Annotated in this window: 21 protein-coding genes and 1 pseudogene; 14 read left to right on the top strand and 8 right to left on the bottom strand. The window is 46.6% G+C overall.

Going from position 1 to position 21787, the window contains the following annotated elements; all coding sequences use genetic code 11:
• Positions 1-10: 10 nt before the first annotated feature.
• Complete coding sequence (locus T494_RS0106890; protein ID WP_028505670.1) at positions 11-529, bottom strand: AAA family ATPase; 519 nt, start codon at positions 527-529, stop codon at positions 11-13.
• An 18-nt stretch (positions 530-547) separates the two neighbouring features.
• Between T494_RS0106890 and T494_RS13630 the strand changes: the two genes are divergently transcribed.
• The 4 genes from T494_RS13630 (at position 548) to T494_RS0106870 (ending at position 4495) form a co-directional block, all read left to right on the top strand.
• Entirely contained in the window at positions 548-1195 is a 648-nt protein-coding gene (locus tag T494_RS13630) for a DMT family transporter (RefSeq protein ID WP_347490877.1), read from the top strand.
• A 239-nt stretch (positions 1196-1434) separates the two neighbouring features.
• On the top strand, positions 1435-2199 hold the full coding sequence (locus T494_RS0106880; RefSeq protein ID WP_028505668.1) for a protein-ADP-ribose hydrolase: 765 nt from the start codon (positions 1435-1437) through the stop codon (positions 2197-2199).
• Positions 2165-3013, top strand: coding sequence for a hypothetical protein (locus tag T494_RS0106875; RefSeq protein WP_028505667.1), 849 nt, complete (start codon positions 2165-2167; stop codon positions 3011-3013). Before T494_RS0106880 ends, T494_RS0106875 begins: the two co-directional genes overlap by 35 nt.
• A gap of 120 nt (positions 3014-3133) precedes the next feature.
• Positions 3134-4495 (top strand): GGDEF domain-containing protein, encoded by a 1362-nt coding sequence (locus T494_RS0106870; protein ID WP_028505666.1) that lies wholly within the window; start codon positions 3134-3136, stop codon positions 4493-4495.
• 373 nt (positions 4496-4868) lie between these two features.
• Here T494_RS0106870 and T494_RS0106865 read toward each other — a convergent pair whose 3' ends face one another.
• Positions 4869-5114 carry a helix-turn-helix transcriptional regulator gene (locus T494_RS0106865; RefSeq protein WP_028505665.1) on the bottom strand — a complete coding sequence of 82 codons (246 nt, stop codon included), beginning with the start codon at positions 5112-5114 and terminating at the stop codon, positions 4869-4871.
• Positions 5115-5213: 99 nt separating this feature from the next.
• Here T494_RS0106865 and T494_RS0106860 point away from each other — a divergent pair, with 99 nt between their 5' ends.
• The 10 genes and pseudogenes from T494_RS0106860 (at position 5214) to T494_RS0106810 (ending at position 12940) form a co-directional block, all read left to right on the top strand.
• Positions 5214-5675: a hypothetical protein gene (locus T494_RS0106860; RefSeq protein ID WP_028505664.1), complete on the top strand. Its 462-nt coding sequence runs from the start codon at positions 5214-5216 to the stop codon at positions 5673-5675.
• 242 nt (positions 5676-5917) lie between these two features.
• A pseudogene (locus T494_RS13830) lies at positions 5918-6142 on the top strand (SDR family oxidoreductase); the annotation flags it as partial.
• 29 nt (positions 6143-6171) lie between these two features.
• On the top strand, positions 6172-6483 hold the full coding sequence (locus T494_RS13825; RefSeq protein WP_028505663.1) for a hypothetical protein: 312 nt from the start codon (positions 6172-6174) through the stop codon (positions 6481-6483).
• 275 nt (positions 6484-6758) lie between these two features.
• The gene (locus T494_RS0106845; protein ID WP_347490874.1) at positions 6759-7217 is read left to right on the top strand and encodes a MarR family transcriptional regulator; all 459 of its coding nucleotides are present in this window, start codon (positions 6759-6761) and stop codon (positions 7215-7217) included.
• Positions 7218-7238: 21 nt separating this feature from the next.
• Positions 7239-7409 carry a hypothetical protein gene (locus T494_RS13820; protein WP_155984054.1) on the top strand — a complete coding sequence of 57 codons (171 nt, stop codon included), beginning with the start codon at positions 7239-7241 and terminating at the stop codon, positions 7407-7409.
• Positions 7406-8506, top strand: coding sequence for a radical SAM protein (locus T494_RS0106835; protein ID WP_028505661.1), 1101 nt, complete (start codon positions 7406-7408; stop codon positions 8504-8506). The genes T494_RS13820 and T494_RS0106835 overlap by 4 nt, the downstream gene beginning before the upstream one ends.
• A gap of 303 nt (positions 8507-8809) precedes the next feature.
• Positions 8810-9259, top strand: coding sequence for a hypothetical protein (locus T494_RS0106830; RefSeq protein WP_028505660.1), 450 nt, complete (start codon positions 8810-8812; stop codon positions 9257-9259).
• 301 nt (positions 9260-9560) lie between these two features.
• Complete coding sequence (locus tag T494_RS0106820) at positions 9561-10826, top strand: dicarboxylate/amino acid:cation symporter (protein WP_028505659.1); 1266 nt, start codon at positions 9561-9563, stop codon at positions 10824-10826.
• A gap of 196 nt (positions 10827-11022) precedes the next feature.
• Entirely contained in the window at positions 11023-12060 is a 1038-nt protein-coding gene (locus T494_RS0106815) for an aldo/keto reductase (RefSeq protein WP_028505658.1), read from the top strand.
• A 34-nt stretch (positions 12061-12094) separates the two neighbouring features.
• Positions 12095-12940, top strand: a complete 846-nt coding sequence (locus T494_RS0106810; RefSeq protein ID WP_028505657.1) for a hypothetical protein — start codon at positions 12095-12097, stop codon at positions 12938-12940.
• 170 nt (positions 12941-13110) lie between these two features.
• On the opposite strand, the gene T494_RS0106805 is transcribed toward T494_RS0106810, so the two are convergent.
• The 6 genes from T494_RS0106805 to T494_RS0106780 all read right to left on the bottom strand — a co-directional run bounded on the left by T494_RS0106805 (position 13111) and on the right by T494_RS0106780 (position 21636).
• Positions 13111-14784 (bottom strand): hypothetical protein, encoded by a 1674-nt coding sequence (locus T494_RS0106805; protein WP_028505656.1) that lies wholly within the window; start codon positions 14782-14784, stop codon positions 13111-13113.
• A gap of 635 nt (positions 14785-15419) precedes the next feature.
• Entirely contained in the window at positions 15420-17054 is a 1635-nt protein-coding gene (ptsP, locus tag T494_RS0106800; protein WP_028505655.1) for a phosphoenolpyruvate--protein phosphotransferase, read from the bottom strand.
• Between the two features lie 20 nt (positions 17055-17074).
• Positions 17075-17335, bottom strand: a complete 261-nt coding sequence (locus T494_RS0106795; protein ID WP_028505654.1) for an HPr family phosphocarrier protein — start codon at positions 17333-17335, stop codon at positions 17075-17077.
• Between the two features lie 92 nt (positions 17336-17427).
• Positions 17428-18384 (bottom strand): carbohydrate kinase, encoded by a 957-nt coding sequence (locus tag T494_RS0106790; RefSeq protein ID WP_028505653.1) that lies wholly within the window; start codon positions 18382-18384, stop codon positions 17428-17430.
• Positions 18374-19708 carry a glycoside hydrolase family 32 protein gene (locus T494_RS12550; protein WP_051540180.1) on the bottom strand — a complete coding sequence of 445 codons (1335 nt, stop codon included), beginning with the start codon at positions 19706-19708 and terminating at the stop codon, positions 18374-18376. Before T494_RS12550 ends, T494_RS0106790 begins: the two co-directional genes overlap by 11 nt.
• Positions 19709-19713: 5 nt before the next feature.
• Positions 19714-21636, bottom strand: coding sequence for a PTS beta-glucoside transporter subunit IIBCA (locus tag T494_RS0106780; RefSeq protein WP_028505652.1), 1923 nt, complete (start codon positions 21634-21636; stop codon positions 19714-19716).
• Positions 21637-21787: the final 151 nt, after the last annotated feature.

Genomic DNA, 21787 nt, shown 5'->3' with positions numbered 1-21787 from the left:
CTAAACCATTTCACAATTGACAATATTCTTCGATTTCAAAACTTTTATCAATTAAAATGTAGTCAAGCCCGTATTGGCAGTAGTTTTGAAGATAATACGCATTCTCCTGCTTCACAAACTGAATTGTGAAGTCCTCATCAGGCAATCTATTTTCGATCACATTTTCATTGCCCAAAATGTCAGAATAATGGTCATCAATGTACGATTCACTCATTACAAGGCAAATGAATTTGATTTGAGATAAATATTCCTCATCAAAGCTGTCTTTCCAGTTAAACGGGATATAGCAGCCTTCTACAATCAGGTTTTGCTTATTCTCGATCGCAGTCTTTATCATTTCTTTTATAATCGACCAGAGATAGTCTGTCAGCTTATCGTCATCATAAGGTGTCAGGTCAGTCTGTCCGCTTCTGATAAGCCCCATTTTCAGGTGGTCTATCGACAGATACGGATAATGATACTTTTCAAGCAGATTTTGTGCAAGGAGCGTTTTGCCTGTGTGTGATGCTCCGGTTATCAGTATAATCATAGCCTTACTTCCCTCTAAATTGATATATATCAGCAAATTGTACTTCTTTCATTTCCAATTATACCACAATCAGCCCCGATTTTCAATCTACAATACGAAAAAAACGGGAGCGACACTAAGCTCATCGCTCTGTTTATCTTCAAGGAAAAGGTCAGTAAAAAACTATGGATAGCGATAGGTTTCATTACTTTATCAAGCATCATTCTTTCTTTCGGCGGTGAGGGCAGTTTTACGTTCTCGGTCGGTTCTCTGCTCGTTCTCGGAGCGACTGTATGCTGGGGTCTTGAAAACAACTGCACAAGGAGCATTTCTGAAAAGAGCACCTATCAGATAGTAACGATAAAAGGCTTTGGTTCTGCAGCAGGCTCTCTGATCGTTGCCGTCATCATCGGTGAAAAGCTGCCGGATATGAGATATATCCTGCCGGCAGTGGCACTGGGCTTTGTCGCATACGGACTCAGCATCTTCACCTACATAAGGGCACAAAAGACGCTCGGCGCTGCAAAAACAAGTGCATACTATGCCGTTGCGCCGTTCATAGGAGCGTTTCTATCGTTTATACTCCTCCATGAAAGCCTTACCATAGCGTATCTGATCGCTCTGGCTGTTATGATAGTAGGAACAGCATTCATTGTGTCAGATACGATCGGTAGAACGGTTTCTTAGGTGATCCCCTCATCATTGGAATAATGATTCCTTTGATGAGGGGGATCGTTGTTATAGTATAGTATCGTTCTTGTGATCCGTTTCCCAAGTTTGAATCGCATCAAATATCAGTAGTCGCAGGACACGAAACTGCATAATTGCGGGATAGTTACTTTTTTGTAACTGAGGCACAAAAAAGTGCGTACTTGTTCCTTTTGTCAAAATGTGCTATACTGATAACGGAAAAGGACGGTGATACCATGAGCAAAGTTGATCTTCTGATAGACTATCTTCTTTCCGAGCGTAACGACCTCGGCAATATAACGATGCCCGAAAACGAACAGGACAAGTTCAGGCTTTACAGAAGCCTTGTGAATATCCGTCCTGCGGTGAAAGCAAGTGATGACTTTTTGCAGGCAGAGGACGAATACCTCACCGCTCTGACCGATAGCAAGGGCATCACCAATATTGCAGACTTAACGCCAATAGAGGACGGCATTTACCTCTGGCAGGGCGATATTACCACGCTCAGATGCGGTGCGATCGTCAATGCAGCCAATTCTGGAATGACGGGATGCTGGCAGCCGTGCCACTCTTGTATCGACAACTGTATCCACACCTTTGCAGGCGTTCGTCTGCGGTACAAGTGCGGTCAGATCATGGAAGCGCAGGGGCATGAAGAACCCACTGGCAGAGCGAAGATAACGCCTGCCTATAATCTGCCATGTGACTATGTGATACACACTGTCGGACCGATCGTGCAGGGACGGCTCACGGACGAGCATTGCAGACTACTTGAAAGCTCCTACAAAAGCTGTCTTGATATTGCCGTGCAGAACGGGATCGACAGCATCGCATTCTGCTGTATCTCGACGGGTGTGTTCGGATTTCCGCAGGATAAGGCGGCAGAGATAGCTGTGCGCACCGTCAGGGAATTTCGCAAAACACACGATATACAGGTTATCTTCAACGTATTCAAGGAGGACGATCATGAGATCTACAAGAGATTACTCAGCGGAAATTGAACGTCTGAAAAATGAGATTGAAACTGCGGACGCTATCGTGATCGGTGCAGGCGCAGGACTTTCCACCGCCGCAGGCTTTACCTATTCGGGCGAGCGTTTGCAGAAATACTTTGGAGATTTCGTGGAGAAGTACGGCTTTCGAGATATGTACTCAGGCGGCTTCTTTCCTTTTGAAACGAAGGAGGAAATGTGGGCGTACTGGTCACGTTACATCTACATCAATCGCTATATGGACGTGGACAACGGCACATACAAGACGCTGTTTGAGCTTATGAAGGGCAAGGACTATTTCGTTATCACCACCAATGTTGACCACCAATTTCAGAAGGCAGGCTTTGACAAATCAAGGCTCTTTTATACGCAGGGCGATTACGGCTTGTGGCAGTGCAGTGAGCCTTGCCACCAAAAGACCTATGACAACGAAGATACCGTCAGGGCGATGTTTGAACAGCAAAAGAATATGAAGGTTCCCCCCGAGCTTGTACCGCATTGTCCCGTTTGCGGCAAGCCGATGGCAATGAATCTGAGGAGCGATGATAAGTTCGTCGAGGACGAGGGCTGGCACAAGGCAGCCGAGCGTTATGATGATTTTCTGCGTTCCAACGAAGGTCAGCATATTCTGTTCTTAGAGCTTGGCGTGGGTATGAATACGCCTGTTATCATCAAGTATCCTTTCTGGAGAATGACAGCACAGAACCCCGATGCAGTTTATGCCTGCCTGAATTTTGGTGAGGCATATGCACCTGATGGGATAGCAGGGCAGAGTATTTGCATTGATGGAGATATACATAAGATACTTTTTGATCTGAAGTAAGCTCATATTGTACGCATTACAATAGCATCGGTTCGGCAGGAGAAATATGTTGGTGTTGACATTATGAGAGTAAGGTGTTATAATTCTGTTGAATAATGATTCTGAATAGGAGAATTGATCTTGATCATATACACAAAGGTAAAGGAAAAAGGTATCTCTCTGCGCTTGGTCCATTTCTTTATGATAATCCTCACCGCCTTCGTAGCGTTCTTTATGCTCTATGAGACCTCACGGTTTTCCACCGTGTTTGACGATGTTACCGGAGCAACTGATGCGTATATAGAGCTTCAGAAGGATGCTAACGAGCTTATGGAAGCGTCTGATTATCTCACCCAGGAGGTGCAGAATTTCACCGTCACGGGTGAACGCATACACCTTATACACTATTTTGAGGAATCAGCACAAGCAAAGCGCCGTGAGAATTCACTCGATAAAATGAGAGAAATAACAGGCGAGAGCAAAGCATTTGAATATATGAACGATGCTATGACAGATTCTGTCGCACTTATGCAGAGCGAGTATTACGCAATGAAGCTGGTCACCGAGGCACAGCAGATAGATCATGTGCCCGATGAGGTGAAAAACGTCGAGCTGAAAAGCGAACACGCTGCGATGAGCGCTGACGGGAAAATGAAAACGGCGCAGCAGATGGTGCATGACAGCACATATCACAGGTTGAAAGACAGAATACGGGCAAATATGCAAAAGTGTCTGAAAGAGCTTGAAAAGCAGACGCATGAAGTGCAGAATGAAGCGGATTCAAAGCTTGAAGAACGCCTGAACTATATTCGTATCATCATTTTTGTTCAGCTTGTGGCGATAATACTTATCCTTGTGATGACTACACTTCTGATAATCATGCCGATCATGAAAGGCGTGCGATTCATAAAAAAGGATGAGATGATGCCCGTCAGAGGCTCGTATGAATTCCGATATCTTGCAAAGACCTACAACAAAATGTACGATGCGTTCAAAAAGAGTATTGCAAACCTTAATTACGATGCATCTCACGATAAGCTCACAGGGCTTTACAACCGATCAGGCTATGATTTTCTGATCGATAGCATCGACCTTAAAACGACAGCGGTGCTGATAATAGATGCGGACAAGTTCAAGGAGGTAAACGATAACTACGGGCACGCAGTAGGGGATAAGATACTTCAGAAGCTCGCCATGACGCTCAAGAAAACATTTCGTTCCGAGGACTACATATGCCGCATCGGCGGTGACGAGTTCGTTGTTTTTATGAAGTACGTTAACGATGGCCTAAAAGACCTTATCATTCTCAAATCCAAACAGATAAATGAAACCCTTGCCGACACCTCTGACGGACTGCCGCCTGTTTCCACGAGCATAGGTGTTGCTTTCGGTCAGAACGCGCAAAGCACCAAAGATCTGATACAACACGCTGACGATGCTCTTTACAGAGTTAAGGAGCGCGGACGCTGCGGGTGCAGCTTTTACGGGGATGATGCATCGTAGGATCAGCAACGGCGATGTGTTTACGGCTCAATTGTTTTTCAAAGCAACAGATAAAGGGAGACGGTTTTTTTACCGTCTCCCTTTGTATTGTGCGCTTCAGCATACAATCAACCCCTGTTTTACCAGGGGAATTCAAATGCTTTAGCATAGTTGTTTTCGGAAGGAAAACACTTTTTTTATTCTAATCAAAATTTGTAATAACAGGGACTACCCGTTTACGGGTTGCAGTGCGGGTAATGCGATAATAATAATTCAGTGCCCACTTTAGTGGGTGAGCCTGTAATAGCCCCTTTTAGGGGCTGTGCAAACCACCAGTTTCACCGGTGGTTTTGATTCAACGAAAAACGGAGTTGTTGCATGCAGCAGCAACTCCTTATTTGTTATCCTCGTATTTTATAAGACTGCTCGGCTTGCAGTCAAGCACATAGCATATCCTCGCAAGAATGTCAAGGTCCATCTTCTCGACCTCGTTGTTGTACCATTTGTTGATGACCTCAAAGCGAGTGTTCGTTGCCCTGGCAAGATAGTTGCGTGTTATCTTCTTTTTGTCCATTATCTCCTTGAGCCGAAGCTGGATCTTACCGTACTCGTTGACGGTCACAACAGATTTTGCTGCCATAGTATCACCCCTTATAGATATTCTATATTCAGTGTTACATCTTGACAATTCCCATATTCAAGGTTACTATGTAGATAGTAATATTTTGGAGGTGTGACTGTGCAGATCTATACCGTGAGCTTTTTCGGACACAGAAGGATAGCTGATTGGCAAACAGCGGAAAACCGCCTTTTAAGGCAGATTTCGGACTTGATAAAGACAAAAGAGTATGTGGAATTTCTCGTTGGGCGCAACGGAGATTTTGACCGGATGGCTGCGTCAGCTGTTCGCAGCGCAAAGCTGGAGCTCGACTACGGCAACAGCGAGCTTGTCTATGTCGCAGAGAAACAGGTGAGAAATATCGCAGAGCTTGAAGGCTATTACGATAGGGCAGAGGTGTGCAGCGAGGCAGTTAATGCTCATTTCAAAGCAGCAATACAAACACGGAACAAAGCAATGGTCGAGCGTTCGGATATGGTCATCTGCTGCATCAAGCATAACTCCGGCGGCGCATATACAGCTGTAAAATACGCAATAAAACTTGGCAAAAAGGTATTTAATGTGGCACAGGATCAGGAGTAGCTTTGCGTTTAGTTTTACATTCAAGGGAATAACCGTTTGATTTCCTGTTCGATTAAAGTTACCGCAAAATGAGATTTGTGTGTTATGATTATTGTGAATAGTAAGATAACACAGCACTTATGAACAAATTGAAAACTGCTATTGAAATATGGGCGGTTTTGTGGTAAAATATTGTTAATAACAATCAAACGATGGAGGATAAGTAAAAAATGAAAATAAATATCGATACCCGGAGGTGAACCATGTCCGATTTTGAAAACAAAGTAGCTGTTATAACGGGCAGTGCAAGCGGCATCGGCAAGTGCATTGCACGGGAGTTCCGCTGCGCTCTTGATGTTGGCGTGACAGCGCCGTTCTATCTTTTCAAGCTGTTCATGCCGCACTTTAATAACGGCGGCAGCATAATCAATATCTCGTCATCTCGTGACAGAATGAGCCAGCCGCAGACAGAGAGCTGCACTGCTGCACAGTGCGTGAACAAGAAAGGAGCTTTTGAATGAAAAACAATAAGCACGGCAATAACTGGACCGCATATTATGACCCCGACACAGGACGATACTTCGCAGAGATCATGTACACCAGCCGTGAAGGGCGTGAGCAATACGATTATGAAATAACCAAGAGCATATACGACAGGCTCGGCACTTTCAGGAATGATTCTGACAATGATGAACTTATCAGGACAGGGAAAATGGCATACTCGTTTGAAAATACCATGTATGGAACGCTGGGTCCTGAGAGGACAGTATGGGACGAGGAAGCCAACGACACTATGAATAAGGTGATGAAAAAGTCAAAGAAAAAATGATCTTTTGCAGACGGAAAATCTGTATTGAGCATTTTATCTTTGCCGCAGTAAATTGAATATGTCCCTTTTTTCTTTTGTGTTGTTAATAAGATAAATCGGAAATAAATTGAGATAGATGTCTCTTATTGAATGCCGCTTTTCGATGATCCTCTCATATTTATATAAATCATCATAATTCTGTGTTGAATCGTTAATAAAATAGCTCTATAATAACTACAATGATTGCGCACAATCTTACAGCGTACAACAAGACGTAAAACAAGGAAGGTGCTTTTATGGCAGAGATACAGAATAAATATGACTGCATAAGGCTTGGCAATCAGCTTTGCTTTCCACTGTATGCCTGTGCTAAAGAGGTCGTGCGGCAGTACCGTAAGCCTCTTGAAGAACTGGGACTGACATACACGCAGTATGTTGTGATGATGGTGCTGTGGGAGCATGGCGGAATGACCGAGGGCGAGCTGGGAAAGCTGGTGCATCTTGATTCGGGAACGCTTGCGCCGCTGTTGAAACGGCTCGAAAAGCAGGGAATGATAAACCGCACCCGCCCCGATGATAACGAGAGAAAGCTGTTTATATCGCTCACCGAACAAGGCGAATCGCTGAAGGATAAAGCAGTAAACGTACCGCCTTCAATGAAGGGCTGTATCGACCTTGACAAAGATGAGCTTTTTCAGTTAAAAAAACTGCTTGATAAGGCTATCACCCGTATGGAGAACCAAAAACAAGTCTGAAATAGTTTGGGAGATGAGTGTATGAAAGCCACCGTCAGATACTTTACGAAAACAGGCAATACAAAAAAGCTCTCTGACCGTGAGTTCCATTGCAGAGGAAAATTCACTGCTCTGCATTCCGCTCACCCCGATGAAGCAGATATTGCAGCAGTAAAAACGTTTGCAAGAAAGGTCACAGGTGATAACAAATGAACGAGAGCTTTGACCTGCAGAATTACCTTATAGAAGGCGTTGAGAGAGTGGTATCCGAGGCACTGAAGGCAACGCTTAAAAATCCCAGAGAAAGTGCTTTTATGCTGAAATTTGCCGCAGCCAGCCGTGCAGCTTCAAAAAAGCGCCGTGCCGCTGAGGATAAGGGCGAACACATACCGCCGTTTCTTATTGCGAGCATTACCAGCAAGTGCAATCTGCATTGCGCAGGCTGCTATTCACGGTGTAATCATGCTACTACCGATACAGAGCCTGTCGGTCAGTTGACAACCGAGGAGTGGCTTCGTATCTTTGATGAAGCTGATGATCTGGGTATAAGCTTTATCCTGCTTGCAGGCGGTGAGCCGATGCTTCGGCGCAGTGTGATAGAAGCCGCAGGCAGAAAGCAGAACATTCTTTTCCCGATATTCACCAACGGTACACACATAGATGATCGCTATCTTGAACTGCTGGACAAATGCAGAAACCTTGTGCCGATAATGAGCATCGAGGGCAACAGACAAACAACAGATGCAAGGCGAGGAGAGGGTGTCTATGATACACTCGTTTCCAATATGGAAAGGTTCAAAAAGCGTGGACTTATTTTCGGTGCATCAGTGACAGTTACAACGCACAATTACAAAGAGGTATGCTCGGGGGAGTTCCTGGGAGGACTTGCAAACAGAGGCTGCAAGGCGGTCATTTTCGTGGAGTATGTCCCCGTGAGCAGTGAAAGCAAAGAGCTTGCTCCCACAGATAAGGAACGTGAGTACCTGCAAAAGAAGATTGCCTATCTGCGCAGTGCACATCCCGAAATGGTCTACATAGCATTCCCGGGCGATGAGAAAAGCTCCGGCGGCTGTGTTGCGGCAGGCAGAGGATTTTTCCATATCAATTCTCACGGCGGCGCAGAGCCGTGTCCGTTCTCGCCCTATTCTGACGTGAACATAAAAAACAGCTCGCTTCGTGATGCAATGCACTCGCCGCTGTTTACTGCTCTGCAAAGCGGAGAGATACTTCTTGACGACCACGAGGGCGGCTGTGTATTATATGAGAAAAGAGAACTTGTAGAAGCTCTGATCGCACGAAGTGATAACTGAAACGGAGGAGCTGTTATGAAAGGCTTAATAACTGCAATAGATATATTTATTATTTTGACCGGCTGAAATACGCTTCAGCTAAAGGATCACAGCAAGACCGACCGGCAGCGGAAGTAGTTTGACACGACAGCAAAGCTTATAAACTCGGCGAACAGCTCTTGAAATGATAAAAGCAATTTTTATGGATCACACCGGAACAATGGTCATGGAAGACAAACCGAATACAAGGCAGCTGCTAAATACTTCATAACGCACGCCATAGTTCATAATTACTGCATAGGCAGACAGATCGGAGGGGTAGAGATGTTTATAGATCGCTATAAGTATATGAGAATACAGGGGAAAGCTCTTGCTAAAAACACCATGTATGCAAAGGGTGTGTTCAGTATGTGCTGGCAGCTGATACAGCAGGATGTTATGGAACAGGAGGACGAGGATCTGTATCGGGAGATAGACAGCTGGTTCGCAGAGAATCTTCCCTGGCCGCCTCAGTGCAAACGCCGTGAGCCTGTGATATGCTGGTTCAAGACTGAGAATTCCGCTGAGATGCTGAAGATGATACGTCCTGCCCTGTGGCTGCTTGAAAAATACGACCACCCGTATTATCTGGTTTATACAAACAGCCCCGGGGAGATCGTGTACGAGGATCAGTATCAGATCGTTGCCAAGACCGACGGATATCTGCAGATCGATGAGCTTCAGCCTTCCTGGTCACCTGATGACGGTGAAGAAATCGGGGACAAGTCTGAATAGAAAAGAATAATATGATCTCACCGTCCCCTCGGCAGTGGATCCGGGAATAATGGGTCGGGAACATTACAGTATCACAGGGAAACTGTGTGTGTATGTTCCCGGCTTTTTTTTTCATTAAAGGTGAGGGGCGCATGCAGATAAAAGGCTTTGCCAAAAACGAATTCCCGATCTAAAAATATCTCACGAGCTTGTGGTATGTTTTATGTAAATTGCATAAAATGATTGACATAAATCCACATTATATGTTATAATACAACAAATGAGATGTGTGTTTAAAAAACAAAGGAAAACAGGTCTGACTATGAAAGGTGAAAAGAAGAAAAAACTTCCGCTTGCCCTGTTGATATTTATTGCACTGGCATTGGGCATACTAGCCGGAGTTATCTTTGCCGCAACGGGACATTCAAAATTTGCCGTGAATTATATCAAGCCATTCGGAACGATATTTCTCAATCTTATCAAATGGGTGGTAACGCCGCTGGTATTCTTCTCTATCATGTCAGGCGTTATCTCAATGCGGGATATAAAGAAAGTCGGTTCGGTGGGAATAAAGACGGTGCTGTACTATCTTGTGACCACATCATTTGCTATTACTATCGGTCTTTTGGTCGCCAATCTCATGAAGGGGTTTTTCCCCGTTCTGGAAACTTCGGGGCTTTCCTATGACCCGCCCAAGTCCAAAAGCTTTATGGACGTGTTGGTAGATATCTTCCCCTCCAATTTCTTCAAGCCTTTTGTAGAGGCGAATATGCTGCAGATAATAGTTGCCAGCCTTTTTATCGGCTTTGCACTTTTGCTTGTCCGACAGAAAAAGACTGAAATGGAGTTCAGACTTGTGGACACTATGAACGACCTGTTCATGAAGGTCATGGAAATGATAGTAAAGCTCTCGCCGATAGGAGTTTTCTGCCTTATCGCTCCTGTTATCGCAGAAAACGGACCGCAGATCCTCGGCTCGCTCGCAGGAGTTCTTCTTGTGGCGTATGTGGGATACATCATTCATATGGTAGTGGTTTATTCGCTTGCCGTAAGAGCCGGCGCAAAGATAAGTCCCATAACATTTTTCAGGAAAATGCTCCCCGCAATACTGTTTGCATTTTCTTCCGCATCGTCTGTGGGAACTTTGCCTATCAATGAAGAATGTGCCCGGGATCTTGGTGCGGACAAAAACATCACATCCTTCGTTCTTCCGCTGGGTGCAACTATCAATATGGACGGAACGGCTATATATCAGGGCGTGTGTGCTATCTTTATAGCAACCTGCTATGGTATAGACCTTACGTTCTCCCAGATGCTGACTATCGTGCTGACCGCAACTGTCGCATCAATAGGCACAGCAGGTGCGCCGAGTGCGGGAATGGTCATGCTGGCAATGGTATTGCAGTCAGTAGGTCTTCCCGTTGAGGGCATAGCACTTGTTGCCGGTGTTGACCGTATATTTGATATGGGAAGAACAACGGTCAATATTACCGGAGACGCTTCCTGTGCAATAGTAATATCTGCATGGGAGAGAAGAAAGCAAAAGAAGCGTGAGAAAAAAGAGCTAAAAAAACAAAGTGCTCAATAACAGTTTGACTTGGTACGATGAAAACAAAAGGCAGTCGTCGGTTTGTATTCTTCCCCTTTTTGTTCGTGGTGTATCCCTATTGGGCGGCAACGGAAAAACAGCTTTGCGCCATGCGTGAGTCGAAGAGGAGATTCACAATGCACAGTATATACGAAATTGTATATTCCTGTGTATTGCAATTACTTGGAGGTGCACAATGAAATACACAAAACTTGGAAATTCCCAGCTTAATATTTCAAGGATATGCATGGGCTGTATGGGCTTTGGAGATGCTGCAAACGGACAGCACTCATGGACTATCGACCGGGAGCACTCCCGTGAGATAATAAAGCGTGGGCTGGAGCTTGGAGTGAATTTTTACGATACCGCAATAGCCTACCAGTCGGGAACCAGCGAACAGTATGTTGGCAGTGCGCTTAAAGACTTTGCCAAGCGTGATGATGTGGTGGTGGCAACAAAATTCCTGCCAAGGACCCCTGCAGACGTTGAAGCAGGCATCACAGGTCAGCAGCATATTGAGCGCATGATAAACAAGAGCCTGCAAAACCTGGGCATGGACTATGTTGACCTGTATATCTATCATATGTGGGACTGGAATACGCCTGTATATGATATACTTGACGGACTTAATAAGGTGGTCAAGGCGGGCAAGGCACGCTATATCGGAATTTCAAATTGCTTTGCCTGGCAGCTTGCAAAGGCAAACGCCCTTGCACAGAAGGAAGGCTTTGCGGAGTTTGTAAGCGTGCAGGGACATTATAACCTTATATTCCGTGAGGAGGAAAGGGAAATGGCAATGCTCTGTCAACAGGACAATATTGCCATGACACCTTACAGTGCCCTTGCCAGCGGAAGACTTGCAAGACTGCCGGGGGAGACCTCAAAGCGTGCAGAGCAGGATACCTACGCAAAGTTCAAATACGATGCTACCAAGGAGCAGGACGAGGTAATTATAAGGCGTGTGGCAGAGCTGGCGGAAAAGCACGGCGTCTCCATGACCGAGATCTCACTTGCATGGCTGCTGACAAAGGTTGCCGCTCCCGTTGTGGGCGCAACAAAACTGCACCACATCGAGGGTGCCGTAAAAGCGGTTGATATTGAGCTTACCGATGATGAGATATCATACCTGGAGCAGCCCTATGTTCCACACCCGCTGGCAGGAGTTATGGCACAGAATAAGCCTGCCGACAAGGACAAAAAGCACGTCTGGTCAACAGGAAGCCAGAAGATCTGATAAGCAAACCGTAAATCATAGGCAACAGTATAAAATGAAAAAACTTATTATTTTTGTATCAGCCGCAGTGTGTATCCTCAGCTTTTCTTCCTGCGCCGGCAGGGATAATAGCAGTTCATCTGCCGCCGATCCCATAGCCCCTGCCGCCACCATGCCGGGCACGGTAACAACCGGGGAAACAAGTGCTGCCGGCACAACAAAACCAAGCACCACAACTTCCTCTGCCACAACAACACCTGCTGCGACTACGACAGCTTCCCAACCAGCACCCAAACTGCCGCTTGAGGCGTATGTAAACACAGGGACATTCAGCCAGTACAGCTGTACCCTCGCCGCCTCAACTGCCTGCGGTGCGACTGCGGGAACGCTTATACTGCAAAGTATCTCCTACCTTTCGGGCGATAAGCTTACACAGCGCATGAACACTATAAGGGGTTATTCTGCCCTGGGAGATGAATACAGCTGCGGAGGACCGCAGTATTATCTCTGCGGCTTCCAGATAAGCAATTCCCTTAACAAGTACCTTAAAGACAACGGCTTTGATGGGTATCATCTTACCAACCACCGCACAGATAAGTCCACCGAGGAAACTCTTAAAGAGCTTATCTCAACAGGCAGACCTGCGGTGCTGGAGGTTTGCTATGCAAACGGAGCAGTTCTTTCGGATTATCAGGGCTACTCCCATTGGATATGTGTAAACGGGTACCGCACCACCGAAAACGGGGTGCAGTTCAGATATTCCGATACTATCGCCAATGCACAGCTGTGGGTAAGCTCGGAGCTGATCGACAGATCAAATGCAAATGTCTCCTACGGCAGCTTTTATCTCCAGCCTGAAAGATACATCGTGTCCTTTGACAAGCCTCTGTCAGATAACTGACCGGTCTATAAGGTCTGTAACCGGTATAACAAAACCGCCTGTATACCCTCTTAGAGGAATCATACGGGCGGATTTTTTATTCCGAGAGTATACTAAAAAAGCATCTGCGCCTGTAAACATGATACAAGCGCAGATTTTGATTATAAGATATTTTTTATTCTGTATGATCGTCAGATCCAGCAGAATGATCCGCCCGGTGCATAGTTCCACTCCTGTCCGCCTTTCCATAGGTTCCAGCCGCAGTCAAGGAGCTGATACTTCTGCTCGCCTGCGCCGACCCGGTCGATGTTGACGCCCTTGTAGAATGTCTTTTGGTAGTAACACTGAGTAAAAATGTCATGTGCAGCGTTGGTGCTGTCATCGATAGCATTGCTTGTAACAAGATTTGCATTTTCAGGAACAGCGGTTGTATCTATGCCCACATTGTTGAGCAGCGAGCGGATCGAGATGCCCTTATCTGAACAGTATTTAGCCAATGCTTTAACATCATCAAATTTGATCTTCATGCCGCTGATCGCATTATTGTAAAACTTCTGAGTAAGTTTGGACATATTGCTCCAATACTTGCCGTCGCAGTTCGGATTATCGCCATGGTTTTTGTAGTTGGCTTTATCGTTGACCTGATATCCCTCACCCTTTGGGTTCTTGTTAACAAGTATATTTCTATGAGTATTGAACACTTTGTTATACATTTCCTGATACGGGTTATCATAGACTGTCTTTGTGACTTCACGATCAGCATACTTTGGATACAGCTCTATGTATGCGCCGAGAAAGAGTGGAATATAGTACATTTCATTTACAAAAATATCAGGTGAGCCATACTGGTAGCCGCAGTTTACAGGATAATCCTTGCCGTTATCACCTTTAAATCCCACGATCTCCCGAACTGTTGTGGTGATGATTTTCCCATTTTTAGCTATATTTTTGTTAACATCTTTTATCTCGTTTTCGATATCAGTCTTGTTCAGGCAGATGTGAGGCTTGAAGCCGCTGTCTACCTGGTCCTGCATCTCCTTCGGGAGCTGGCTGATGTAAAGCTGTGCGCTGAGGCACTCGGTAATAGTTGTGCAGCCTGCGATGTATGCCTGCATAAGTGCATCGCACAGAGGCTTTGCCTTGTCGATAGCCTCGCCGCTGAACATTACCTGTCCGCAGAAATGTCTGTATGTAAGATCAAAGATGTTTGCATTCGCTGTAGCTGACGGATTTTCAAAAAGCTCGTTGAGCTGTCCCAGTACGTTCTCAAACTTGATGTCCCACTCGCTGTATGCGCCTGCGAGCGAGCCGATCTTTGCGATCTTGTCAAGCTTTGTGAGAGATTTATCCTTTGATATATCTTCTATCTTTCTTCTCATTGTCTTGGTCTGTGACTTGAATTCTGTATATACATTGTGGAAGCTCTGTATACCCAGATCTGTCTCCATTGTAGATACCAGATCGTTCTGCAGCTTGTCGATTCGGTCAAACAGCTTGTCGATCTTGTCATTTATCTGATCCAGCTTTTCCTGTGTGGGATCGGGCTGACCGCCTATGAACAGATCAAGCATTCCGCTGAGTGCAGGGGTAAAGAACTTGCCGTATTCTGTGGTTTCTTCGAGTATCTTGAAGAGTGTACCCGAGGTAACGTCCTTGACTGCCAGCAGATCATCGTCTACCTCTACGATCGCACCGCTTCTTTCTGCCATTGTGATAGCTGTGCTTGTGTTCATGTTTACGACTGCCTGTGTGTCGGCTGCCGAAGCGGCAAATGTCGCCGCTGTGGACATCATCATTATTGCCGCCAGTGCTGCGGTGAGGGTCCTCTTTATTTTTCCGTTTGTTTTCTTTGTTGTGTTTGTCATAGTGATTCCTCCTTTAGATGTCCGTGATAATTAGCTTTGGGTGTTTCCCTTGCTGTGTCTACATAATAACAACATTTTGCATAGAATTCAACAGATAATACTATTTCCTTTTGTAGCAAATGCTACACGCAATCGTTTGCGAAGTCATTTTTACTACAACGGAGATAAGAATTGTAGCCAGACCGGTCCGTTTATTGACTCCGGCAGGTATGTTAAGACACGCATATAAGATATAATATAGTATTGCTTTTTTTACAGTTTCCAGGAATTATGTATACTAGACAACAAATCGCCCCCGCACTGTCGCTTATGCTACAATACAGGGTGATTTTATCTATTGCAAATGTTCATTGTACATGGTATTATACATACAGAACAAGAGAACAACACAAAACACAACACAAAAACAACGAAAGGAGAAAAGAAATATGTGGGAGTCAATCATAGATAACATCAAGGATTCTATTCTTAACAAGGCACAAAAGTAAGAATACATAAAAACAACACATTGAAAGGAGATAAAAAATATGTGGGAGTCAATCATAGACAACATCAAGGATTCTTTTATTGCAAGAGGATAATAGAATATATAAAATAAGAGGGACTGTTGCATCAAGCATCAGTCCCTTATTTGTTTACTTTGAAAGATCCAGCGATCTTATTTTGTCACGAAGAGGCAGAACGAATGGCGGTGATACCGAAAGCTCGTCAATGCCCATTCGCAGGAACGTTTCCGTAAGAGAAAGATCAGCAGCAAGCTCGCCGCAGATACCTATCCACGCACCGTTTGCATGAGCGTTCTTTGCCGACATCTCAATAAGTCTGAGTATTGCCTCGTGGTGGGTGTCAACAAACTGTTCAAGAGCAGCGTTCTGTCTGTCGCAGGCAAGTGTGTACTGAGTCAGATCGTTTGTGCCCACGCTGAAAAAGTCCACCATAGGTGCAAGTCTGTCGCTGATAACAGCTGCCGCAGGAGTCTCGATCATGATGCCGATCTCCACGTTTTCTGCAAAAGGAATACCCTCGTCAGCCAGATCTCTTTTTACCTTGTCGCAAGCCTGTTTTATCTTTTCAAGCTCGCTTACACTGGTTATCATGGGGAACATAATTCCCAGCTCACCGTAAACAGATGCCCTGAAAAGTGCCCTGAGCTGTGTCTCAAAGATCTGCGGACGTGTAAGGCAAATACGTATGGCTCTGAATCCCAGGGCAGGATTGTCTTCCTTTTCAAGCTTGAAGTAATCTATCTGCTTGTCAGCACCGATGTCCAGTGTCCTGATGATGACTTTTTTGCCTGCCATGCTTTCAAGCACACGCTTGTATGCCCTGAACTGTTCTTCCTCGGTGGGGTAATCGCTTGACTCAAGGTACAGGAATTCGCTCCTGAAAAGTCCGATACCCCCTGCGTCGTTTGCAAGCACAGCACCTATGCCGTCCACACCGCCGATGTTTGCATACACATTGACACTTGTTCCGTCAAGTGTCACATTGGGCTTGCCTTTAAGTTCCTGCAAAAGTGCCTTCTTGTGAAGGTCATCCTCCTGCTTTGCCTTAGCCTGAGCAATAAACTCCGGATCCGGGTCAACAGTTATCTCACCGGTGTAGCCGTTTACAACCACCGTCTGTCCGTCTTTGACAGCCTGTAAGATCTCATCGCCCACGCCTATTACCGCAGGGATATTCATGTTCCTTGCAAGTATTGCCGTGTGGGAATTTGAGGAACCGCCGGCAGTTACAAATGCAAGCACCCTGTCCTTGTCAAGGGAAACCGTCTCGCTGGGTGCAAGGTCGTCGGCGATAACTATCATCTTTTCAGTGCCGCCGTTGCTTGTGTCGCCCTTATCCCCCAAGCAGGCGATAAGCCTGTTTGAAATGTCCTTTACGTCAGCTGCCCTTGCCTGCATATATGCATCGTCCATGGCAGCGAACATTTCCGAAAAATTGTCTGCGGTAACAGCCACAGCGTACTCCGCATTTACCGTCTGTGTAGTGATGATGTTTTGTATCGACTCGTTGTAATCGTCGTCCTCAAGCATCATCATGTGGATCTCAAATATCTGAGCGTTTGTTTCGCCCACCTCTTTGAGAGCCTTTTCGTATATCCGGGAAAGCTGGTCGATAGCCTTCTGCTTTGCGCTTTCCACCCTTTCGATCTCAGCTTGAGTGTCCTGGACGTGTTTGCGGCGGACTTGTGCCTCTTGTCTTTTGAACAAGCTTGCCGCACCGATGGCTATGGCTGAGTAAACTCCTTTTCCTTTAAACTGCAACAAATCCCGCCGCCTCCTTTGCCTTAAAGCTCTTGCTTGATAAGCTGTGTAACTGCGTCAAAAGCAGCGTCCTCATCTGCACCGTCAAAGGATACGATAATGTTGTCGCCGCACTTTACGCCAAGCCCCATAACTGCCATAAGCTTGGTCAGGTCAGCAGACTTGCCGCCTTCTTTTTCCAGAGTTATCTTGCTCTCAAAGCCCTTTGCCAGCTTAACAAGCTTTCCCGCAGGTCTTGCATGGATACCTACTGCGTCTGTGATGGTGTAATTAAATGTTTTCATAACTATCCGTCCTTTCTGTTTTGGAAATAATATATAGTGTTATATTAACGACTTGATTCAGTGAATGTCCCCGATGACGTGAGCTGTCAGTCTTAGTAATCCGCCATATCAGGGTAGGAAGCTATCGCTCCGTGTTTTGTAACGCTGCGGGTGCAGAACTCGTTTGAAAAATCAAGGCACTTTTTCAGCTCTGCTGTGCTCATCTCTGCCAGAGTATCTTTTGTGATCCCCATGCACCTGAGCTTGAAAAGCATGGAGCCGATAAAGCCGTCCCCTGCACCTGTGGTGTCGATAACATCAACCTTTCTTGCCGATGCAAAGCATTGCTCCTGCCTTGTGAAAGCGTATGCGCCGCCTCCTCCGCAGGTATAAACCACAAGCTTAACGTCCCCCGTGAACAGCTTTGGCAATGCAGCCTCAATGTCGCTTTCTCCCGTGATAAATCCAAGCTCCTCATCCGATATTTTCAGAATGTCGCAATCGGGGATAAATTCAAGCACCGTGCTCCTGAGAGCTTCCCGGCTGTCCCAAAGCTGAAATCTGAGATTCGGGTCAAAGCTTATTATTCCGCCTTGTTTTTTCATCTCGCCGATCGCTTTGCGGTGCGCTTCTTTCATGGGGAAATCCCCCAGAGATACGCTGCAAAAGTGCAAAGCGTAAGCGTCCCGGAAAATATCGGTGTCTACCTGCTGAGGGGACAAAAGCATATCTGCCGACGGCTTTCTGTAAAAGGAAAATGTCCTGTTGCCGTCACTTGCAAGGCTTACAAATGCCAGAGCCGTGTTAGCCTCTTTGGTGAGCCTTATGGCGGAGGTGTCCACACCGTACTGCTGCAGCTCATACATTATCTTGTGACCGAAAGGGTCGTCGCCAAGCTGTGAAATAAGCGAAGCCTTGCCGCCAAGCCTTGCAAAAGCAGCGCATACGTTTGCAGGTGCACCGCCAATGGCAGGTGAGAATGCCCCTACCTCTCTGAACAGGCACCCGTTCCTGTCGGGGATAAAGTCTATAAGTGCCTCACCTATTGCGATAAGTCTGTCACTTGCCAAGATGATCCACCTCCATCGCCCTGAGCTCAGCCGCCCGGCAGGTAAGCCCACGGCTTGTTACGGTCACAGCTGTGGTGGGCGGATAGAATCTTGTGGAAAGCACATTTTCGCCGCCGCCGAGGAATATCTCAAGTGACGTTTTGTCCGCAAGCACACGGAGCTTTTTGCAGCTGTCAAGCTTTACACGCCGCACATCTCTTCCGCAGCCAACCTTATCGTCAAGGAAGTTCAATGTAAATATCCCGCCCTCAAAAGTCATCTGTACTGCTTGGGAAATATCCAGCTCAAAGCTGTCCGACTGCGCCGAGGCAGTCAGGTCAAACGGCAGCTGCACCTGCTCACCTGATCCGGTAAGATCTGTGCGCCTTGTGACAAGCTTTTCAAGCTCAGCTATCGGGTTTCGCAAAAGCTTTCCGCTGTCTCCCATAGTCACCTCGCATGGAACTGTCAGACAGTGCTGCCAGCCAAGCTCGGTGGTGGGATTTGAATAGGGAATATCGCCAATGCCCATCCAGCCCATAAGTATCCGTCTGCCGTCGGGAGCGATGAAGGTCTGGGGAGCATAAAAGTCAAAGCCGCAGTCCCACTCGTTATAGATCCCCGTGTTCATGTTCAGATATCCTGAGCTGTAAACATTCTGGAACCGGTATTCCTCGTGGGGTACGCCCTGGGGAGAAATGCTGAGGTATTCGCTGCCGCCCATGGTGAACAGGTCCGGGCACTCCCACATATAACCGAGATCAGCTGTGCGCACCTCTTCCCGGAACTCCCAGTTTTCAAGGTCACACGACTTGTATTTCAGCACGCAGCCCTTGTTGTCAAGGGTCCGTGCACCAAGCACCATATAGTACTCCCCGTCCTGTTCCCAGACTTTCGGGTCACGCACATGGCAGGAGCAGTAATCGGGGTAATCGCTGTTGCGAAGAAGTACTTTTTTTTCGCTCATTGTCACACCGTCTTTAGTGGTGACAAGAATAGTATTTGCACCTCGCCCTGCGGTTATGTAATCGTAGTCGCCGTCTTCCTTGACATTTCCCGTGTAGAAAAGATACAGCGTGTCGTCCTTTACAAATCCGCAGCCGGAATAGACTCCGTTTCTGTCATGGGCAGTGTCGGGGAACAGCACCGTCCCCGTAAACTCCCAGCTTGTAAGGTCCTTGCTCTGAAAATGTCCCCAGCATTTGTTTCCTGCGCCTTTTGCGCTGTCGGGAGCGTACTGGAAATAAACGTGATACCTGCCCTTGAAAAAGCACAGCCCGTTGGGGTCGTTGAGCCAGCCTTTCTGCGGCTCAAGGTGAAGCCCTTGTCTGAAATCGTTTTTCAACCCTATCAGTCCTTTTTTGTTTCAAGCAGCTTGTCAAGCAGTCCGATGCTGCCGGATGCTGCGGTGTTTATCTCGTGGTAATCATCTGCGTTTGTGATAATAACAGGGGTAACTGTCTTGTAGCCCTTGCTCTGTATCAGTGCCTTGTCGAAAGTGATAAGCGTCTGACCTCTCTTTATAGTGTCTCCCTCTGCAACGTGAGCCTCATAGCCCTCGCCGTTAAGTTCAACAGTGTTTATACCCACATGTATAAGCATCTCCATGCCGTTGTCAAGAGTAAGTCCGATAGCGTGGTGAGTGTCAAACAGAGTTTCCACCTTGCCGTCTGCCGGAGCAACTACCTTGCCCTCGCTTGGCTCAACCGCCGCACCCTTGCCAAGGACCTCAGCGGCAAATGTCTCGTCGGGAACGTCCTGCATAAGAACTACCTCGCCTTTGAGAGGGGAGTAAACGACTGTATCGTCAAAGCTCTTACCTTCTGTAAGGTCCTGCTCCTGCGTCTGTGGAGCAGCCTTTGGAGCGTCAGCTCCGGACTTTGTCTCTTTCTTTTTTGCGCCCTCCTCAACAGGGTCCTTGTACATGAGCCAGGATGCGATAAATGCAACACCTGATGCAACAAGGAATGTGAGCAGATATCCAAGGAAGCTGTCGGTTGTGATAAGGAATCCGAACAGACCTGTAACGCCGTTAGCCGTAGCAAAAACATTCATCAGCGAAGCAACTGCTGCGCCGCAGGCACCGCCTATCATGCCGGCGATAAGAGGCTTTACGAATCTTACGTTTACACCGAAGATAGCAGGCTCTGTGATACCCATAAATGCCGAAAGGGAGGAGGGAAGTGCCATTGCCTTGATCTTCTTGTTTCTTGACTTAACGCCTACAGCCAGAGCCGCTGCGCCCTGTGCAACGTTAGCTGCGGTAGCGATAGGCATCCAGATATTCTTACCGTTTTCAGCCAGCATTGAAAGCTCGATAGCGTTGTACATATGGTGAACGCCTGCAACAACCGTGGGAGCGTATGCAGCACCCATGAGGAATGAACCAATGCCCAGCGGAATGGTAATGAGCCACTTTGCACCGTCCAGCACCCAGCTCTCAGCCTGTGAGAATACGGGACCGATGACTGTCAGCGTCAAAAAGCCTGTGATAAGAACGCTTACCAACGGAGTTACGAAAAGGTCAAACATCTCGTGAACGTGCTTGTGCAGCCACTTTTCGATGACCGCCAGCACCAGAACTGCAATGACCACAGGGATAACGTGTCCCTGATAGCCCGTGTTCTGTATGTTCCACAGCCCGAACCAGGACCAGAGGGTCTTGGTTTCTGCGCCGTCTGCGATAGACCAGGCGTTCACAAGGCTTGGGTGTATCATAAGCATACCGATAACAGCGCCCAGATAGATGTTTGCGCCGAAGATCTTAGCCGCACTTACCGCAATAAGGATCGGCAGGAATGTAAGTTCCGTGTTGGAAAGCAGATCCAGAATGTTGTAGATGTAGTGATCGCTTATGCTTGGGAAAGCTCTTGACAGACCGCCCAGCAGTCCGCAAAGCAGACCTGTTGCAACGATAGCCGGGATAATGGGAACGAAGATGTCGCCCAGGGTCTTTATTGCCCTCTTGTACCAGGGAGCTTTTGCCGCCGCAGCAGCCTTTACATCGTCCTTTGAAGCAGCCTCAACACCTGCCAGGTCAATGAACTGGTCATAGACCTTGTTTACCGTACCTGTTCCGATGATGATCTGAAGCTGTCCTGCAGCCTCAAAAACGCCTTTGACACCGTCAATGTTCTCAAGAGTCTCTTTCTTGACCTTGTCGTTGTCTGCAATAACAAGCCGCAGTCTTGTGGCGCAGTGAGCTGCACTTGCCAGATTTTCCTTGCCGCCTATTGCGTCAAGTATCTCGCTTGCACATGTTCTGTAATCCATAGCAACCTCTCCTTTTTGTCAATTTCTGACACGTTTATCGTCCAAAATATGAAACTGATTTCACTTACACAATCAGTATAACATACACACATATAAAAATCTATTGACTAAAAAGACAAAGTTGCAGCTTATTCATAGTAGGTTTCACACA

This window comes from Ruminococcus sp. FC2018 (assembly GCF_000621805.1).
In the GTDB taxonomy this organism is placed as follows: domain Bacteria; phylum Bacillota; class Clostridia; order Oscillospirales; family Ruminococcaceae; genus Hominimerdicola.
This window is presented reverse-complemented; position numbering and strand designations above follow the sequence as displayed.

Excerpts from the sequence above, each read along its gene's own strand:
- T494_RS0106890 (WP_028505670.1), bottom strand. The coding sequence starts at position 529 with ATGATTATACTGATAACCGGAGCATCACACACAGGCAAAACGCTCCTT.
- T494_RS0106880 (WP_028505668.1), top strand. The coding sequence starts at position 1,435 with ATGAGCAAAGTTGATCTTCTGATAGACTATCTTCTTTCCGAGCGTAAC.
- T494_RS0106875 (WP_028505667.1), top strand. The coding sequence starts at position 2,165 with ATGAGATCTACAAGAGATTACTCAGCGGAAATTGAACGTCTGAAAAAT.
- T494_RS0106865 (WP_028505665.1), bottom strand. The coding sequence starts at position 5,114 with ATGGCAGCAAAATCTGTTGTGACCGTCAACGAGTACGGTAAGATCCAG.
- T494_RS13825 (WP_028505663.1), top strand. The coding sequence starts at position 6,172 with ATGAAAAACAATAAGCACGGCAATAACTGGACCGCATATTATGACCCC.
- T494_RS0106845 (WP_347490874.1), top strand. The coding sequence starts at position 6,759 with ATGGCAGAGATACAGAATAAATATGACTGCATAAGGCTTGGCAATCAG.
- T494_RS13820 (WP_155984054.1), top strand. The coding sequence starts at position 7,239 with ATGAAAGCCACCGTCAGATACTTTACGAAAACAGGCAATACAAAAAAG.
- T494_RS0106835 (WP_028505661.1), top strand. The coding sequence starts at position 7,406 with ATGAACGAGAGCTTTGACCTGCAGAATTACCTTATAGAAGGCGTTGAG.
- T494_RS0106830 (WP_028505660.1), top strand. The coding sequence starts at position 8,810 with ATGTTTATAGATCGCTATAAGTATATGAGAATACAGGGGAAAGCTCTT.
- T494_RS0106820 (WP_028505659.1), top strand. The coding sequence starts at position 9,561 with ATGAAAGGTGAAAAGAAGAAAAAACTTCCGCTTGCCCTGTTGATATTT.
- T494_RS0106815 (WP_028505658.1), top strand. The coding sequence starts at position 11,023 with ATGAAATACACAAAACTTGGAAATTCCCAGCTTAATATTTCAAGGATA.
- T494_RS0106810 (WP_028505657.1), top strand. The coding sequence starts at position 12,095 with ATGAAAAAACTTATTATTTTTGTATCAGCCGCAGTGTGTATCCTCAGC.
- T494_RS0106805 (WP_028505656.1), bottom strand. The coding sequence starts at position 14,784 with ATGACAAACACAACAAAGAAAACAAACGGAAAAATAAAGAGGACCCTC.
- T494_RS0106795 (WP_028505654.1), bottom strand. The coding sequence starts at position 17,335 with ATGAAAACATTTAATTACACCATCACAGACGCAGTAGGTATCCATGCA.
- T494_RS0106780 (WP_028505652.1), bottom strand. The coding sequence starts at position 21,636 with ATGGATTACAGAACATGTGCAAGCGAGATACTTGACGCAATAGGCGGC.